Consider the following 17,670-nt stretch of genomic DNA (forward strand, 5'->3'; position numbering starts at 1 on the left):
AAACGCATTCTCTTTACCGGCGGGCCCAGGCCCGCCCCACGGAAACCCCCACCATGCTGAAGATCGACAATCTCCACGCCCGCATCGGCGACAAGGAAATCCTCAAGGGCCTGTCGCTGGATGTGAAGCCCGGCCAGGTGCACGCCATCATGGGCCCGAACGGCGCAGGCAAGTCCACCCTGGGCAATGTGCTGGCCGGCCGCGACGGCTACGAAGTGACCGAAGGCAGCGTGCAGTTCGACGGTGTCGACCTGCTGGAGCAGGACCCGGAAGCGCGTGCCGCTGCCGGCCTGTTCCTGGCGTTCCAGTACCCGGTGGAGATCCCGGGCGTGAACAACACCTACTTCCTGCGCGCGGCACTGAACGCCCAGCGCAAGGCACGCGGTGAGGACGAACTCGACTCCATGCAGTTCCTCAAGCTGGTGCGCCAGAAGCTGGCCGTGCTGCACCTGAAGGACGAGCTGCTGCATCGTGGCGTCAACGAAGGCTTCTCCGGCGGCGAGAAGAAGCGCAACGAGATCTTCCAGCTGGCCGTGCTGGAACCGAAGCTGGCCATCCTCGACGAGACCGACTCGGGCCTGGACATCGACGCGCTGAAGAGCGTGGCCGACGGCGTCAATGCGCTGCGCGCCGCCGACCGTTCGTTCCTGGTCATCACCCATTACCAGCGCCTGCTGGACTACATCAAGCCGGACGTGGTGCACGTGCTGGCCGATGGCCGCATCGTCAAGAGCGGCGGCCCCGAGCTGGCGCTGGAACTGGAAGCGCACGGCTATGATTTCCTGAAGGACCGGGTCGTGCCCGAGGCGGCGGTCTGATGAGCGCCCTGCTCGACTCGATGGCCCAGGCCTTCTGCGGCAGCGATGCGCGCCGCGAAGTGCTGGATGCGGCCCTGCGCGATGGCCTGCCGGCCGCTCGCAATGAAGCCTGGAAGTACACCTCGCTGCGCCAGCTCGAACGCCGTGCGTTTGCTGCGGCACCGGTGCAGGGCCCGGCGCTGGACGCCGCGCTGCTGGACGACATCCCGGCGCCGCGCCTGGTGTTCGTCAACGGTCGCCTGGATGCCGCGCTGAGCGACGTGCAGGCCCTGCCGTCCGGCGTGCAGCTGCAGCCGCTGTCGGCCGCGCTGGCCGCCGGCGAAGACGCCGTGCGTTTCCTTGGCCGTCGCTACGAACGCAGCGAAGAGATCTTCGCCCGCCTGAATGCCGCGCTGGCCGATGAAGGCGTGGTGCTGCGCGTGGATGAAGGCGTGCAGGTCGAAGCGCCGCTGCAGCTGGTGTTCGCCAGTGTGGCCGGCGAGACCGACCTGGCCTGGCATCACCGCCACCTGATCGAACTGCGTGCCGGCGCCAGCCTCGGCGTGGTCGAGCACCGCTTCAGCGTGGGTGACTCCGCCCACCTGGACAACACCGTGCTGCATGCCCACGTCGCGCGCGACGCCGTGCTCAAGCACGCCCGCGTGCAGGCCGGCAGCGCGCGCCAGACCAGCTTCCTGCGTACCGACGCGGTGCTGGCCCGCGACGCGCAGTACCACCGCGTCGACCTGGAACTGGGCGCCGCGCTCAGCCGCCATGAACTGAACGTGCGACTGGAAGGCGACAACGCCCAGCTGACCGCCAACGGCGTGCTGCTCGGCAATGGCCGCCGCCACGTCGAGACCCGGCTGGGCATCGATCACATCGCGCGCGATACCGCCTGCGAACTGCTGTGGCGCGGCGTTGCCGCCAACCGCAGCCGCGTGGTGTTCCATGGCGGCATCCAGATCCGCGAAGGCGCCGACGGCACCGATGCGAACCTGTCCAACAAGAACCTGCTGCTGTCGGCCGACGCCGAGATCGATACCCAGCCGACGCTGGTGATCGACGCCGATGAAGTGAAGGCCGCGCATGGCGCCACCGTCGGCCAGCTCGATGCCAATGCGCTGTTCTACCTGCGCTCGCGCGGCCTGCCGCAGGCCCAGGCGCAGGCGCTGCTCAGCGCTGCGTTCTGCCATGAGCCGCTGAAGATCCTGCCGGAAGCCCTGCGCGAGCAGCTGGCACGCCGTTTGGACAAGGCCCTGGCCGAGGCGGGTGTGGCATGAACCTGTCCACGCCGCGCCCGATCGAAGAACGCACCGGCGCGCCCGACTGGGACCGCGTCCGCCTCGACTTCCCGCTGCTGATGCGCGAAGTGCACGGCAAGCCGCTGGTCTATTTCGACAATGCCAACACCGGCCAGAAGCCGGTGCAGGTGATCGGCGCGGTGGACGAGTTCTACCGCCGCTACAACGCAAACGTCAGCCGCGCGGTGCACGCGCTCGGCAGCGAAGCTACCGACGCCTACGAAGGCGCACGCAACACGCTGGCCCGCTTCCTCAACGTGCGCCCCAGCGACCTGGTGCTGTGCAGCGGCACCACCTTCGCCATCAATCTGGTGGCGTATTCGTGGGCGCTGCCGCGGCTGAAGGCCGGCGACGTGATCCTGGTGTCGCGCATGGAGCACCACGCCAACATCGTGCCGTGGCAGCTGGTCGCGCAGCGTACCGGTGCCACCATCCGCGTGGCCGAGATCACGCCTGACGGCGCGCTGGACCTGGATGCGCTACGCGCGGCGATGACCCCGGAGGTCAAGCTGCTGGCGGTCACCCATGTCTCCAACGTGCTGGGCACGGTCAACCCGGTGCGCGAGATCTGCCGTGAAGCGCGCAAGCGCGGCATCATCACCGTGGTCGATGGCTCGCAGGCAGTACCGCACCGCAAGGTCGACGTCGCCGCGATCGGCTGCGACTTCTACGCGATCACCGGCCACAAGATGTGTGGTCCGACCGGCACCGGCGCGCTGTGGGCCCGTCGCGAGCATCTGGACGCGATGCCGCCGTTCCTCGGCGGCGGCGAGATGATCAAGGAAGTCAGCTTCGACGGCACCGTGTTCAACGACGCCCCGCACAAGTTCGAAGCCGGCACCCCGAACATCGCCGGTTTCATCGGCCTGGGCGTGGCCGCCGACTACCTGCAGCAGCTTGGCCAGGACAACGTGGAAGCGCGCGAAGCCGAACTGCTGGCGCACTTCACCGAGGAACTGCGCCGCGTCGACGGCCTGCGCATCATCGGCCAGGCACCGGAGAAGGCGGCCGTGGTCTCGTTCCTGATCGATGGTGCGCATGCGCACGACCTGGCCACCCTGCTCGACCTGGAAGGCGTGGCCGTGCGATCGGGCCAGCACTGCGCACACCCGCTGCTGCAGTACTTCGGCGTCGCCGCCACCTGCCGCGCCTCGCTGGCGTTCTACAACACGCACGCCGAGATCGAGCGGTTCATGACCGCGCTGACCAAGGTACGCAAGCTGCTGGGGTAAGACTCACAGCGCAGCCGGAAGCAACGAGAACGCCGCGGGAAACCGCGGCGTTTTTCATGGCGCCGCCAAGGGAAGGATCGAAGACACGCAGAGCTCCGCAGGCCATTGCCCAAGGTGCCCCTTGCCGTAAGGGAACGCGGGTTGGCCCGCCGATACGATTCCGGTGAGTTCAACCGCCTGCTCCGACGGCAGCGCCGTGACGGGAATTCCATTCACCCACACGCCGTCGGCCGCCCATGGATCCTGCACCGGTGGCCCCGGGTGCAGCGCAGACATTTCGAAGCTCTCAACGTAGGCACCCCGTACGCGCACCAGTCTGCCGTGATAACGCATGGGATCGGCACGCAGCGCCTCCACCGTCACTGGCAACGCACGGGACGCACTGAAACGCGGGCATCCCAGGCCGTTGGGCGCGATGCCGCCACTCTCCTCCTGCGCCGGCAGGCAAGCCAGAAGAGCCACAAGCAGGACAGTTGCGGCCAGCGCGATTCCCTTCGGTATGCCCACCCCTGCACTCCGCCTGGCATTTGAAGAATGCACGAGCATAGCGGTTGCCAGGGCCGCCGAGGGCCTCCCCCATTTGCGCCCGCCTACTGCCCACCTAAAATGCCCCCATGAGCACCCTGACCTTCCGCGCCGCCACGCCGGCCGACATCCCCGCCCTGATCGCCCTCGTCACCTCGGCCTACCGTGGCGACGCCAGCCGCGTGGGCTGGACTACCGAAGCCGACCTGCTGGATGGCGCCCGCATCGACGCCGAAGGCATCCAGGCCGACCTGGACCGCCCCCGCTCCACCATCCTGCTGGCCGAGCGCGAAGGCGTTCTTGTGGCCTGCGCCCACGTTGCCGACGTTGAGGGCAAGGGCTACTTCGGCATGTTCTCGGTCGACCCCGCACAGCAGGGCGGCGGCGTCGGCAAGCAGCTGATGGACGCCGCCGAAGCCCACGCCGCACGCGAATGGAACGTGCCGGTGATGCAGATGACGGTGATCGACGTACGCGACGAACTGATCGCCTTCTACGAGCGTCGTGGCTACCAGCGGACCGGCATCAAGAAACCCTTCCCATATGGCGACGAACGCTTCGGCATCCCCAAGCGCGACGACCTGCGCTTCGAGATCCTGGAAAAACCGCTGGCCGGAGCGGCCGCGTGAGCGATACCTGGACCTTCGTGTGCGCCAGCAACGAGCTGCTGCCCGGTGAAATGAAGAGCGTGTTCGACGAGGTGACCGGCACCCCGATCGTGGTGTTCAACCTCGACGGCGAGCTGTACGCGCTGGAAGACCAGTGCACGCACGAGGAATTCGAGCTGTCCTCGGGCGAGTTCAACACTGCCGAAGGCAGCGTGGAGTGCGTGCTGCACGGCGCGCGCTTCGACATACGCGATGGCCGCGCCCTGTGCGCACCGGCCTATACCCCGGTGCCCAAGTTCCCGGTGAAGCGCGAACACGACGCCGTCTGGACGCGCGACGACCGGGATTGAGGCGGCGCCCCGACCTGGGGGTATCCTCCCTGGGCTGGATCTGAAGGAGGTCCGCAAGGGCCTTTGCAGGGCGTTCCCCGGCCGCCCCGGCGTCCCGCAACACCCCGTACATGCGAATCATTATCGTTGATGTTATTCTACGTAACATCTTCGTAACGACTTCGCCCTCGCGCCATGGCTTCGCCCGCGCCCACTGCCACGTTGTGCCAGCTCGCCCGCCAGGGGTGGCCACTGGCCGTGGCCGTGCTGCTGACGCTGCTGCTGGGCTGGTCGGCGCTGCACGAAGGACGCAGCAACGCCCCGACTACCCAAGGCTGGCAGGCACATGCCGAAGGGTTGCGCCAGGTCATGCCATTGCCGGCGCCGTCGGCAGACGAATGCCCGCAACATGCTGCACCTGCACCGGAGCCGCCGCTTGATGGTGAGGGCAACACGCCCTGCACCGGAGTGGCACCCCTGCGCGCGCCCCTGGTCGCACATATCCCGCTATGGCGCTCCGATGCCCTGCGCCGGCAACTGCACGATCCCGCACTGCGCTTGAACCCCGGCCACGCACCGCCCGCACGGCACGCCAGCTGAGGCGCCCTGCGGCTGTTGCCGTGCGCCTGAAGTCGTTCGCCGCATCGCCGGGCATCAGCTCGGCTCTACAGAAGACGCCCCCTCCCTGTCGTCGCGCTGTCTGCGCTTCGGCCTTCGCCGTTTCCCGATCCACGCCACTACCCAAAGCCATGACCCACATCACGTCCCGCAAGCACGCCCCGCGCGTTTCCCTGCTCGCCACCGCCACCCTGGCCGCAGGCTTCGCGCCGCTGGCCGCGCAGGCTGCCGACAGCGCTGATGCCGCATCCAGCAAGGCCACCGACCTGGACAAGGTGCAGGTGCGCGGCAGCTGGTTCAATCCGTCCTCGCCGAAGTTCACCGCCGAACTGCTGGACACCCCCAAGTCAGTGTCGATCGTGTCGGAGAAGCTGATCGCCGAAACCGGTGCGACCAACCTGCAGGATGCGCTGCGCATGGTGCCGGGCATCACCTTCGGTGCCGGCGAAGGCGGCAACCCGACCGGCGACCGCCCCTTCATCCGTGGCTTCGATTCGCAGAGCAACGTCTTCGTCGACGGCCTGCGCGACGTCGGCTCGCAGACCCGCGAGATCTTCGATCTGGAGCAGGTGGAAGTGGTCAAGGGCCCGAGCTCGGCCTACGGTGGCCGTGATTCCGGTGGTGGCAGCCTGAACCTGGTGAGCAAGACGCCGAAGCTGAAGAACGAGACCAGCGCCAGCATGGGCATCGGTACCGACAGCTACGCACGCGGCACCGTGGATGCCAACTACGTGCTGGGCGATGGCATCGCCGCGCGCCTGAACCTGATGAAGCACGAGTCGGACATCCCCGGCCGTGACGCTGCCAATGTCAGCCGCTGGGGCATCGCACCGTCGATCGCGTTCGGCCTGAACGGCCCGGCGCAGCTGATCGCCAGCCACTACCACATGCAGAGCGATGACCTGCCGGACGCGGGTGGCTTCCCGTATGGCAACCCGAACGGGGCGCCGGCCTCGAAGTGGGTCGATGGCCGCCCGATGGTGCCGGACCGCAACAACTACTACGGCCTGGTCGATCGTGACTTCCAGCGCACCCGCGCCGACATCAGCACCCTGGATGCCAGCTACGATTTCGGCGGCCACAAGCTGCGCAACATCGCGCGCCTGGGCAATACCAGCAACGATTACCTGTGGACCCAGCCGGACGACAGCCAGGGCAACCCGAACAACTACGGCACCCTGTGGCGCCGTACCAACGCCCGCGCCGTCGACGTCAAGAGCTTCGCCGACCAGCTGGGCCTGACCGGTGCCTTCCAGACCGGCGCGCTCAAGCACAGCTACAGCGCTGGCGTCGAATACAGCGACGAGAAGATGACCCGCGGCAGCTACCTGATGACGCCGGGCACCAGCAACCCGCTCACCGGCAACAGCAAGTGCCCGACCACCGGCGCGGCCACCGGTTACAACTGCACCGATTTCGCCAATCCGGATCCGCGCGATCCGTGGGCAGCCACCCATTCGGTGTACCGCAGTGACAAGGCACTGGACGTCGAGCAGCGCACCAGGACCACCTCCGCCTACGTGTTCGACACCATCGAGCTCAATGAGCAGTGGATGATCAACCTCGGCCTGCGCTACGACGACTTCCGCACCACCCTGACCACTCCGGTGGCCGGCAAGGCACCGACCCGCGTGCGCAACAGCAACGACTTCCTGAACTACCAGGCCGGTGTGGTGTTCAAGCCGGCCGCCAACGGCAGCATCTACCTGTCGTGGGGCACCTCCTCGACCCCGCCGGGCATGGACGGTGGTGACGGTTCGGACGGTCTGAGCGCCGCCGTGGCCGACCTCAAGCCGCAGGACACCAGGAACCTCGAACTGGGCACCAAGTGGGACCTGTTCGGCCAGCGCCTGAACCTGACCGCAGCGATCTTCCACACCGTGATGAACAACGCACGCGTGACGGTCGACAACGGCACCAGCCAGAACGCCGGCAAGAAGGAGATCAACGGCTTCGAACTGGGCTTCACCGGCCAGCTGACCGACGCCTGGAGCCTGTACGGCGGCTACACCTACCTGGACTCGGAACTGAAGGACAACGGTTTCGTCTGTGGCGCACCGGTGGGCCGCACCTGCCCGTCCAACGTGTACGTGCCGTCGCCATACAACGGCAACGTGTTCCCGAACACTGCCAAGCACAGCGCCAACCTGTGGACCACCTACCGCTTCCCGATCGGCCTGACCATCGGCGCCGGCGCGTTCTACTCGGACAAGCAGTACGGTGATGTCGCCAACACCAAGTGGATCCCGAGCTACACCCGCTTCGACGCGATGGCCAGCTACGCGATCCAGGACAACATCAGCCTGCAGCTCAATGTGCAGAACCTGACCGACAAGACCTACTTCACCAAGGCCTATGCCTCGCACTACGCGAGCATCGCCCCGGGTCGCTCGGCCACCCTGGCACTGAACGTCAAGTTCTGATGTAACGGCGCTCCACCACGGCGGCAGGGGCTCCTGCCGCCGTTTTTGTTTCCGGCGATACTCACCCCATCATGGCACCCCGTACCCCCATCGACAGCGACGCCCTGGCCGAGCTGCTCCAGCACGATCCACAGGCTGCGTTCGCACGCGTGCGCGACGCCGCACAGGCCGGGCAGGTCGATGCACAACTGCTGCTCGCGCAGATGCACATGGAAGGCAAAGGCACCGCGCAGGACGCCTCGGCTGCGCTGCTCTGGTACGAAACCGCCGCCAACAACGGCGCGCCGATGGCGATGAACATGCTCGGCCGCTGCCATGAGCTGGGCCAGGGCACCACGCCCGATCCCACGCTGGCCGCGGTGTGGTACCGGCGCGCGGCCGACACCGGGCTGGACTGGGGCCTGTACAACCTGGCCAACCTGCTGGCCACCGGCCGCGGCGTGCCCCAGGACCGCGCGCAGGCACTGGCCCTGTACACCCGTGCCGCGCACCTGGGCCATGCCAAATCGATGAACCTGCTGGCCCGCCATCTCGAAGACGGGCTGGATACCGCGGCTGATCCGCAGGCGGCACTCGCCTGGTACCAGCGCGCGGCCGAGGCCGGTGATTTCCGCGGCCAGGCCAACTACGCCTCGATCCTGCTGCAGGCCGGCCAGGTCGAGCAGGCCGTGCACTGGCTGCGGCTCGCCCTGGCGCACGGCAGTCCGGCGTTCATGGCGCACATCGTGCCGGAACTGGCCGCGTCGCCGCATCCCCAGGTGCGCGCCCTGATCGCACCGCCGTCCCTCTGAGGAGTCCCGCATGCTGCTGCACATCCCCGACATTCTCAGCGCCGACCAGGTCGCCGGCTTCCGGCGCCGCCTCGACGACGCCGATTGGACCGATGGCCGCGAAACCGTGGGGCATCTGGGCGCACAGGCCAAGCACAACCAGCAGCTGCCCGAGGCTTCCCCGCTGCGCCGCGAACTGGGCGAGATCATCCTCGTCGCGCTGGCCCAGCACCCGCTGTTCTTCAGCGCCGCGCTGCCGCTGAAGTACCTGCCGCCGCGCTTCAACCGCTACAGCGGTGGCGGCGCCTATGGCTACCACGTCGATGGTGCGGTGATGAACCTGGCCAATGGCGAGCAGCTGCGCTCGGACATCTCCTGCACCCTGTTCCTGTCCGCGCCCGAGGAGTACGAAGGCGGCGAGCTGATCATCAGCGACACCTACGGCGAGCACGAAGTGAAGCTGCCGTCCGGCGACCTGGTCGTGTACCCGTCCAGCAGCCTGCACCAGGTGCGGCCGGTTACCCGTGGCGCACGCGTGGCTTCTTTCTTCTGGGTGCAGAGCATGATCCGCGACGACGTGCAGCGCCGCCTGTTGTGGGAAATGGATGGCTCGATCGAGCGCCTGCGGCAGACCGGCGGCGACGCCGAGGCGATCCTGCAGCTGACCGGCGTGTACCACAACCTTTTGCGGCGCTGGAGCGAAGTCTGAGCCTTGCCGGGCCGGCCTGCGGCATTTTGGCAATCATTCTCATTTGCAACAGCTAACGGCTCTCATTACAATCACGCCCCGTTGGTGCCGGCCGCTGCCGGCAGACCCCTGGGGACCCCTGCTTGCTGCGTCCGCTTCGCCCTCGCCCACTCATCCATCGCAAGATGGGCACCGCCATGCGCGGCCAGCGTCCGGCGCTGGCCAGCCTGCTGGCATGGGTGGCGATGCTGGCGTTGTTGCTGGGCACCCTGCCACTGCTGCCACAGGCCCAGGCCGGAATGGCCATGCAGATGCCGCTGGAAGAGCGCGGTGGCGAAAGCCCCCTGCAGGAAGAGGCGCCGGCCAAGCTGCGCCGCTGTGCCGCCACCCCGGTGAAAGCGGCCGAGCAGGCACACCCGCCGTTGCTGCTGGCCAGCCACTGGCTGCGCACTGAACTCGAACTCGTACCCGCCACGCCGGCCATGCCCGGCGTGCGCCCGGACTGGCCGCTGGCCGCTCCGGACACGCCCTGGGCCGATGCGCCCGGGCGCCGCCAGCAACGCGGCCAGGCGCCGCCGCTCGCCTGATCCACGGCCTGGCGTGACCGCCCGCGCGGTCGCGCCTGCACGCCGCTGTCTGCTTCATCCCTGCCGCCCCTGACCGGGCCTTCCGTGCCTGCCGCGCCCTTCGCGCACGGCATCGCGCCACCCTGCATCCTTCGAGGTAACTGCCATGGCCCAGCGCCATCGTGTCCGTTCGTCCCTGTCCCGTACCCTGCTGACCAGCGCCGTGCTGGCGGCTTTCGCCAGCCCCGCCTTCGCCCGCGGTGACGCCGCCGGCGCACCGCAGACGCTGGACAAGGTGGTGGTCACTGCCTCCGGCTTCGAACAGAAGGTGATCGATGCCCCGGCCAGCATCAGCGTGGTCAGCCGCGAGGAACTGAGCAAGCGCCCCCATACCAGCCTGGTCGACGCGCTGCGCGACGTCGAAGGCATCGACGTGGGCCTGGAAGCGACCGACAAGAACGGCCGGGCCACCGTGTCGATGCGCGGCCTGCCGTCCGAGTACACCCTGGTGCTGATCGACGGCCGCCGCCAGAGCAATGTCGGCCAGATCTATCCGAACAACTTCGGTGGCGGCCAGTTCGCCTACCTGCCGCCGCTGGAGGCGATCGAACGCATCGAAGTCGTGCGCGGGCCGATGTCCACGCTGTATGGCTCGGACGCGATGGGTGGTGTCATCAACATCATCACCCGCCGCAACCAGGACAGCTGGCACGGCTCGGTCAGCCAGAGCTTCACCGTGCAGCAGGACGACCAGTTCGGCGATGCGCGCACCACCGACCTCTACCTCAGCGGCCCGCTGCTGAAGGACCGCCTCAGCCTGGCGGTGCGCGGCAGCTACTACGACGCCAAGGCCTCCAATCCGGAGTGGGATGCACTGACCCTGCCCGACGGCAGCCTGTGGGAGCGCAGCATCGGCTTCGGCGGTGGCGGCAAATCGGTCGCCAACACCAACTGGAATACCGGCGTACGCCTGGACTTCCGCGTCAACGATGATCACGAACTGTGGCTGGACTACGACGTGTCGCGGCAGAAGTACGACAACAGCGAAGGCCAGACCGGCACGCTGGACAGCCTGGCCAGCCTGTGGCGCGTCGGCAATGCGGTCATCCCCAACCCGAACGGCAGCGGCACCGTCACCCGCCGCGTGGTGCAGCCGCGCGTGGGCTACACCGCCTACCAGCGCTACGAGCGCGATCAGCTATCGTTGACCCACCAGGGCCGCTACAGCTTCGGCACCTGGCAGACTTCGCTGACCCACAGCAAGAGCAGCAATCTCGGCCGTTCTTTGCCGCTGACCCTGGACGAGCGTGCCAACCTGCAGACGCTGTGGAATGACGTCTGCCGTCGCACCGGCGCTTCCAACAACTGCGCGGCCGGCCGTGGCAATGCGCTGGCCGCACTCCATCCCAGCGAGATGGCGCGCCTGCAGGCGTTCCTGCCGCGCCCGCTGCGCACCATGGAGCTGGAAGGCTACGTGCTCGACACGATGCTCGACCTGGACTTCGGCGCACACAAGCTGACCGTGGGTGGCCAGTACAACAACACTGACATGGTCGATGGCGTGTTCGGCATGGATGGCGCTGGCTACCGCAGCAACACCAGGCAGAAGCACCGCATGTGGGCGCTGTTCGCCGAGGACAACTGGGCGCTGACCGACACCCTCACCGCCACCTTCGGCCTGCGCTACGACGACCACAACGTGTTCGGCAGCCACGTCAGTCCGCGTGGCTACCTGGTGTGGAACGCCAGCGATGCGTGGACCTTCAAGGGCGGCGTCAGCACCGGCTACAAGACCCCGCGACCGGACCAGCTGTTCCCGGGCATCACCGGCTTCGGTGGCCAGGGCGTGCTGCCGTTGGTGGGTTCGCCGAACCTGAAGCCTGAAACCAGCACCAACTACGAGCTGGCCGCCTACTACGAGGGCCAGCGCTGGGGCTTCAACGTCACCGGCTTCTTCAACACGTTCGAAGACAAGATCGCCAGCGGCGGCACCTTCCCCAACTGCGAAGTGGCGCGCGCCGGCAGCGGCTACTGCGTGGACATCGGCCCGGGTTGGGCGGCACTGGGCTACAGCACCTTCACCCAGAGCGTGAACATCGACAAGGCCGAGACCCGCGGTGCCGAACTGGCCGCGCATGTCGACCTGCTCGACACTCTGCAGCTGCGCGGCAACTACACCTGGACGAAGAGTGAGCAGACCAGTGGCGCACAGAAGGGGTTGCCGATCAGCGGCACCATGCCGGCAAGACACATGGCCAACGCCAGCCTCAACTGGCAGATCAATGAAGCGGTCAGCCTGTCGCTGATCGGTGAGGGCCGCTACGACCGCTACCGCGACACGCTGCTGGATGCCAACGGCGCCAGCAACGCCCGCTACTACGAGGACTACACGATCTTCCATCTCGGTGGCAGCTGGAAGGCCACGCCCTGGCTGACGGTGAACGCGCGGGTCAACAACCTGCTCGACAAGGATTTCGTCTCGCAGTCGTGCCTGTTGATCAGCCAGAGCGAATTCAACTGCGTGGACGACTATGCGACCAAGGACCAGCGGCGCAGCTACTGGATTTCGCTGAACGCGAAGTTCTGATCGCCGCGCCCTGCTCCGGCTCCACGCATGGCGTGGATCTACCGATCGGTAGTGCCGGCCGCTGGCCGGCACCCCGGAATGCCTGCTCCGGGATACAGAACGACACGCAATTGCGAGCTATTCTCATCAATGATGTAATGGGCAGTCCCCGTCCGCTTCGAACCGTGCCGTGAGCCGTCCTGCCTCTTCCACCGTGCAGCAGCAACAGAACCGTGGCTTCTGGCTGCGGACGCTGCACCAGTGGCACTGGATCAGCTCCGCGGTTTGCCTGATCGGCATGCTGCTGTTCGCGGTGACCGGCCTGACTCTTAACCATGCCGCGAAGATCGAGGCCAAACCCCAGGTGCAGAACCAGCATCTGGAACTGCCGGCCGCGCTGCTGGGCCAGCTGGGCACGCGCGAGGACGGCAACGCGCCGATTCCGCGCCCGGCCCGGCAATGGCTGGACACGCAGCTGGGCATCGCCATCGGTGGGCGCCCGGCCGAGTGGTCGGCCGAGGAGATCTACCTGTCGCTGCCGCGCCCCGGTGGCGACGCCTGGCTGAGCATCGACCGCGAAACCGGCGCGGTGGAGTACGAATCGACCTCGCGCGGCGTGGTCTCCTACCTCAATGACCTGCACAAGGGCCGCAACGCAGGCCCGGCGTGGGGATGGTTCCTGGACCTGTTCGCCGTGGCCTGCCTGGTGTTCTGCATCACCGGCCTGTTCCTGCTGCACCTGCATGCGCGGCAACGGCGCATGACCTGGCCGCTGGTCGGCCTCGGCCTGATGATCCCGCTGTTGATCGCCCTGCTGCTGATCCACTGACTTCCACCGTGAATTCCATCCGTCCCTCCGGAGCCGCCCCATGCGCGTCACCCTGACCATCGCCCTCAGCGGCCTGCTGGCCACCTCGCCGGCCTATGCCACCACCCTCGACATCAACGTCGAAGTGCCCAAGCTCAACGTGGCCGAGTACCACCGCCCGTATGTGGCGGTGTGGCTGGAAGGCGCCGACCAGAAGGTCGCGGCCAACCTGTCGGTCTGGTACCAGCAGACCAGCAACAGCGAGGGCCACGGCACCAAGTGGCTGCCCGACCTGCGCCAGTGGTGGCGCAAGAGTGGCCGTACCCTGCAGGTGCCGGTGGACGGCGTGACCGGCCCGACCCGCCCGGCCGGCAAGCACGCACTGTCGTTCAGCGACAGGCAGCCGGCACTGAAGCAGCTGGCCCCGGGCAACTACACCCTGGTGGTGGAGGCGGTGCGCGAAGTCGGCGGCCGCGAACTGCTGAAGATCCCCTTCACCTGGCCGGCCACCGCCGCGCAGAACGGCAAGGCGCAGGGCGCCACCGAACTGGGTCAGGTCACCCTGTCCGTCAAACCCTGAAAAGGGGACGGAGGGGATTAAGTCGTAATCCCCTTCTCCTTGCCGCATCACCCCGCATCCACTGGAGTCTTCCGCATGAAGCGCACGCTCGTCCTCGCCGCCGCCCTGGCCGCTGCCCTTCCCTTCTCCGCCCTGGCCCACAAGGCCTGGCTGCTGCCCTCGCAGACCGTGATCGCCGGCAACGCACCGTGGATCACCGTCGACGGTGCGGTCTCCAACGACCTGTTCTACTTCAACCACGTGCCGCTGCGACTGGAATCGCTGGTGATCACCGCGCCGGACGGCAGCACCGTGCAGCCTCAGAACGCGACCACCGGCAAGTACCGCAGCGTGTTCGACATCGAACTGAAGCAGCCGGGCACCTACCGCATCGCGTCGGTCAATGACGGCCTGTTCGCCACCTACGAGCAGAACGGCGAGCGCAAGCGCTGGCGCGGCAGCGTGGCGACCCTTGGCGAACTGCCCAAGGACGCGAAGAAGCTGGAACTGAGCCAGTCGGTGGGCCGCGTGGAGACCTTCGTCACCAACGGTGCGCCGAACGACACCGCGCTGAAGCCGACCAACCGGGGTATCGAGCTGGTCGCTGTTGGCCACCCGAACGACCTGTTCGCCGGCGAGGAAGCCACCTTCCGCGTGCTGGTCGATGGCAAGCCGACCGCTGGCCTGGAGTTCGAGATCGTGCGGGGTGCCACCCGCTACCGCAACGCACAGGACGAACTGAAGCTCACCAGCGACGCCAGGGGCGAGATCAAGGTGACCTGGCCGGAAGCCGGCATGTACTGGCTGGAAACCGGCACCGAAGACAACAAGACCTCGGTGAAGCAGGCCGCCAAGCGCCGCCTGAGCTACGTCGCCACGCTGGAAGTGTTGCCGCAGTAACAGATGTGGACCGCGATGCCGGGCAGGCCCCGGCATCGTGCCTGCGGTAGACCACCATGACCGATCCCCAGCTCGACATCGCCCGCCTCGGCGGCACCACCATGGGCACCACGTGGAGCGTGTCGCTGGTCGCGCCGCGCCAGCGCGACCTGCATCCACTGCATGCCGGCATCCAGGCGCGGCTGGATGCGGTGGTGGCGCAGATGAGCACCTGGGAGCCCGGCTCGAACCTGAGTCGCTACAACCGCGCCAACGCGGGCCAATGGTGCGTGCTGCCGGCCGAGACCCGCCACGTTCTGGCCTGCGCACAGGCCATCGCTGCCGCCAGTGGCGGCGCCTTTGATCCCACCATCGGTCCGCTGGTTGCGCTGTGGGGCTTCGGTGCACACGCCGGCGAACGCCGCCAACCCGATGCCACCACCGTACAGGCCACGCGCGAGCGCTGCGGTTGGCAGCGCCTGCAATGGCGCGGCGATGCGCTGCTGCAGCCGGGCGGACTGCAACTGGATCTCTCTGCGATCGCCAAGGGCTTCGGCGTCGATCACGTGGCTGCCTGGCTGCGTGGGCAAGGCATTGCGGCAGCGCTGATCGAAGTCGGCGGCGAGCTGGCCGGCTACGGCCGCAAACCGGATGGCCATCCCTGGCGCGTGCTGGTGGAATCCGCACCCGAAGAAGACGCGCACACCGAAACACCACTGCGGGTGCTGGCGCTGGATGGCAAGGCGGTCGCCACCTCCGGCGATCGCTGGCATCAGTACCAGGCCGATGGCGAGGCCTACAGCCACAGCCTCGACCCGCGCAGCGGCAGGCCGGTTCGCCAGGTTGCAGCGGCGGTGACGGTGGTCGCCGACGACGCGATGCATGCTGATGCCTGGGCCACCGCACTGACCGTACTCGGCCGCGAGCACGGCATGGCGCTGGCCGAACGCGAAGGACTGGCCGCGCGCTACCTGCATCGCGCAGCGGATGGCCCACTCGAATTTCTCAGCAGCGCCTTCCAGCGCCTGCTCGACGAGCAAGGCGCATGAGCACCCGTCCGTCGCGCGCGTGGCTCGGCAACGCTCTGGTGCTGTTCCTGCTGGCAGTGATCGGCTGGGCGCTGCTGCGGCTGCATCTGGGCGAAGCCTGGTGGCAGGGCGCGCCACCGGCGCGGCAGTCGCAGATCGCGGTGCTCGCTACGGCGTTGTATGCGCTGGCCTGCGCCGCACTGTGGTGGCGTGGGCGACCGCGCGACCATGCTGCCTTCGGCGATGCCGCACCGATCCTGCTGGTCTGGTCCAGCCAGACCGGCTTCGCCCGCGAACTGGCCGAACGCAGTGGCGAGGCATTGCGTGGTGCCGGCGTGCCGGTGCGCGTGCGCGGTCTGCATGAGGTCGACGCCGCCTTGCTGGCCGGCAGCCAGCGTGCATTGTTCATCGCCAGCACCACCGGTGAGGGCGATCCGCCTGACCACGCGCTGCCGTTCCTGCGCGATGTCATGGTCTCGTCGCCTTCACTGCCGCACCTGCACTACGGCGTGCTCGCGCTGGGCGACCGCAGCTACGGCCACTTCTGCGGATTCGGCCACCAGCTTGACCAATGGCTGCGGCAGCACGGCGCGCATCCGCTGTTCGATGCGATCGAGGTCGACAACGCCGATCCGGCAGCGCTGCGTCATTGGCAACAGCTGCTGGGACAACTCGGTGGTGGCGCCAGTGAACTGCCCGACTGGAGCCCGGCCGAATACCAGCCGTGGACGCTGCTGCAGCGCGAACATCTGAACCCGGGCAGCCCCGGCGGTCCAGTGTACTGGTTGCGCCTGCGGCCACCGGCCGGCGCAGATGTGCAGTGGCAGGCCGGTGACATCGCCGAGATCGGCCCGCAGCATGCGTCGCACACCGTGCGTGCCTGGCTGGACGCACAGCGCTTCGATGCGGACAGGGTGCTGGATGACGGGCAGACGTTGCTGGCACGCGTCGCGCACTCGCACCTGCCTTCATTGGTCCCCCCGGGCGATCTGCCCGCGCTGCTGGCGACCCTGCAGCCGCTGCCGCATCGCGAGTACTCCATCGCCTCAGTGATGGCCGACGGCGCGGTGGAGCTGCTGCTGCGTCGCCAGCTACGCGCCGATGGAACACCCGGCATCGGCAGCGGCTGGCTGTGCGACCACGCCGCACTTGGCGAACCGGTGCAACTGCGCCTGCGCCGCAACGACAATTTCCATGGCGTCGCCGCCGAGGTACCGCTGCTGCTGATCGGCAACGGCACCGGCATCGCCGGCCTGCGCGCACACCTGCACGAACGCGTACGCAGTGGCGCGCGCCGTACCTGGCTGCTGTTCGGCGAGCGCACCGCCGCGCATGACTTCCATTTCGGCGAAGAGCTGCAGGCGATGCTGGCCGACGGCACGCTGGCGCGGCTGGATGCTGTGTTCAGCCGCGATGGCGGTGTGCATCGCTATGTGCAGGACCGCCTGCTGGCCGAAGCAGCAACACTGCGGCAGTGGGTGGATGAAGGCGCGACGATCCTGGTCTGTGGCAGCCTGCAGGGCATGGCCCCGGCGGTGGATGCGGTGATCGAGCAGGTGCTGGGGACTGCGGACAAGGAAGCGCTACTGCTGGCCGGTCGTTACCGGCGCGATGTGTATTGAGGTCGCCGCATCCACGCATGGCGTGGATCTACAGCGGGTTCGAGCTGCCTCCTGGTGGGTGCGAACCTTGGTTCGCACCATGACGCGACATTGGCGGCCCCATCCACGCATGGCGTGGATCTACTGAACGGCGTCGATGCGTGCGAACTGCCTCCTGGTAGGTGCGAACCTTGGTTCGCACCATGACGCGGTGTCGGTCGCCCCATCCACGCATCGCGTGGATCTACTGAACGGCATCGACGCGTGCGAACCGCTTTCTGGTGGGTGCGAACCTTGGTTCGCATCATGACGCGGTGTCGGTGGCCCCATCCACGCATGGCGTGGATCTACTGGACGGCGCGTCCAGGC

General features: G+C 67.6%; 17 protein-coding genes. 16 read left to right on the top strand and 1 reads right to left on the bottom strand.

Going from position 1 to position 17,670, the window contains the following annotated elements; translation table 11 throughout:
• Positions 1 to 53 precede the first annotated feature (53 nt).
• From sufC to AC5P7X_RS08000, 3 genes are read left to right on the top strand one after another with little or no spacing between them, the layout of a single operon-like run.
• Positions 54 to 818 carry a Fe-S cluster assembly ATPase SufC gene (sufC, locus tag AC5P7X_RS07990; RefSeq protein ID WP_049414163.1) on the top strand — a complete coding sequence of 255 codons (765 nt, stop codon included), beginning with the start codon at positions 54 to 56 and terminating at the stop codon, positions 816 to 818.
• Positions 818 to 2,080: a Fe-S cluster assembly protein SufD gene (gene sufD, locus AC5P7X_RS07995; protein ID WP_053496862.1), complete on the top strand. Its 1,263-nt coding sequence runs from the start codon at positions 818 to 820 to the stop codon at positions 2,078 to 2,080. Before sufC ends, sufD begins: the two co-directional genes overlap by 1 nt.
• Positions 2,077 to 3,333 (top strand): cysteine desulfurase, encoded by a 1,257-nt coding sequence (locus AC5P7X_RS08000; RefSeq protein ID WP_005415596.1) that lies wholly within the window; start codon positions 2,077 to 2,079, stop codon positions 3,331 to 3,333. The genes sufD and AC5P7X_RS08000 overlap by 4 nt, the downstream gene beginning before the upstream one ends.
• 54 nt (positions 3,334 to 3,387) lie before the next feature.
• On the opposite strand, the gene AC5P7X_RS08005 is transcribed toward AC5P7X_RS08000, so the two are convergent.
• On the bottom strand, positions 3,388 to 3,879 hold the full coding sequence (locus AC5P7X_RS08005; RefSeq protein WP_372485639.1) for a hypothetical protein: 492 nt from the start codon (positions 3,877 to 3,879) through the stop codon (positions 3,388 to 3,390).
• A gap of 68 nt (positions 3,880 to 3,947) precedes the next feature.
• Here AC5P7X_RS08005 and AC5P7X_RS08010 point away from each other — a divergent pair, with 68 nt between their 5' ends.
• The 13 genes from AC5P7X_RS08010 to AC5P7X_RS08070 all read left to right on the top strand — a co-directional run bounded on the left by AC5P7X_RS08010 (position 3,948) and on the right by AC5P7X_RS08070 (position 17,322).
• Entirely contained in the window at positions 3,948 to 4,487 is a 540-nt protein-coding gene (locus AC5P7X_RS08010) for a GNAT family N-acetyltransferase (protein ID WP_065177925.1), read from the top strand.
• Positions 4,484 to 4,816 carry a non-heme iron oxygenase ferredoxin subunit gene (locus AC5P7X_RS08015; RefSeq protein WP_495214709.1) on the top strand — a complete coding sequence of 111 codons (333 nt, stop codon included), beginning with the start codon at positions 4,484 to 4,486 and terminating at the stop codon, positions 4,814 to 4,816. The genes AC5P7X_RS08010 and AC5P7X_RS08015 overlap by 4 nt, the downstream gene beginning before the upstream one ends.
• 174 nt (positions 4,817 to 4,990) lie before the next feature.
• The gene (locus tag AC5P7X_RS08020) at positions 4,991 to 5,395 is read left to right on the top strand and encodes a hypothetical protein (RefSeq protein WP_329841444.1); all 405 of its coding nucleotides are present in this window, start codon (positions 4,991 to 4,993) and stop codon (positions 5,393 to 5,395) included.
• Positions 5,396 to 5,544: 149 nt separating this feature from the next.
• Entirely contained in the window at positions 5,545 to 7,836 is a 2,292-nt protein-coding gene (locus AC5P7X_RS08025) for a TonB-dependent receptor (protein ID WP_495214710.1), read from the top strand.
• 71 nt (positions 7,837 to 7,907) lie between these two features.
• Positions 7,908 to 8,627 (top strand): tetratricopeptide repeat protein, encoded by a 720-nt coding sequence (locus AC5P7X_RS08030; protein ID WP_005415590.1) that lies wholly within the window; start codon positions 7,908 to 7,910, stop codon positions 8,625 to 8,627.
• Between the two features lie 10 nt (positions 8,628 to 8,637).
• Complete coding sequence (locus AC5P7X_RS08035; protein WP_495214711.1) at positions 8,638 to 9,315, top strand: Fe2+-dependent dioxygenase; 678 nt, start codon at positions 8,638 to 8,640, stop codon at positions 9,313 to 9,315.
• A gap of 164 nt (positions 9,316 to 9,479) precedes the next feature.
• Positions 9,480 to 9,881: a hypothetical protein gene (locus AC5P7X_RS08040; RefSeq protein ID WP_053496847.1), complete on the top strand. Its 402-nt coding sequence runs from the start codon at positions 9,480 to 9,482 to the stop codon at positions 9,879 to 9,881.
• A 145-nt stretch (positions 9,882 to 10,026) separates the two neighbouring features.
• Entirely contained in the window at positions 10,027 to 12,447 is a 2,421-nt protein-coding gene (locus AC5P7X_RS08045) for a TonB-dependent receptor domain-containing protein (RefSeq protein WP_495214712.1), read from the top strand.
• 169 nt (positions 12,448 to 12,616) lie between these two features.
• On the top strand, positions 12,617 to 13,255 hold the full coding sequence (locus tag AC5P7X_RS08050; protein ID WP_053496843.1) for a PepSY-associated TM helix domain-containing protein: 639 nt from the start codon (positions 12,617 to 12,619) through the stop codon (positions 13,253 to 13,255).
• Between the two features lie 40 nt (positions 13,256 to 13,295).
• On the top strand, positions 13,296 to 13,814 hold the full coding sequence (locus tag AC5P7X_RS08055; protein ID WP_053496842.1) for a DUF2271 domain-containing protein: 519 nt from the start codon (positions 13,296 to 13,298) through the stop codon (positions 13,812 to 13,814).
• 75 nt (positions 13,815 to 13,889) lie between these two features.
• Complete coding sequence (locus AC5P7X_RS08060; RefSeq protein WP_053496840.1) at positions 13,890 to 14,693, top strand: DUF4198 domain-containing protein; 804 nt, start codon at positions 13,890 to 13,892, stop codon at positions 14,691 to 14,693.
• A gap of 56 nt (positions 14,694 to 14,749) precedes the next feature.
• A complete protein-coding gene (locus AC5P7X_RS08065; protein WP_053496839.1) occupies positions 14,750 to 15,721 on the top strand; it encodes an FAD:protein FMN transferase in 972 nt (323 codons plus the stop codon).
• Complete coding sequence (locus AC5P7X_RS08070; RefSeq protein WP_053496837.1) at positions 15,718 to 17,322, top strand: sulfite reductase subunit alpha; 1,605 nt, start codon at positions 15,718 to 15,720, stop codon at positions 17,320 to 17,322. Before AC5P7X_RS08065 ends, AC5P7X_RS08070 begins: the two co-directional genes overlap by 4 nt.
• Positions 17,323 to 17,670: the final 348 nt, after the last annotated feature.

The sequence above is a fragment of the Stenotrophomonas sp. YJH_SMC_53 genome, from assembly GCF_059369995.1.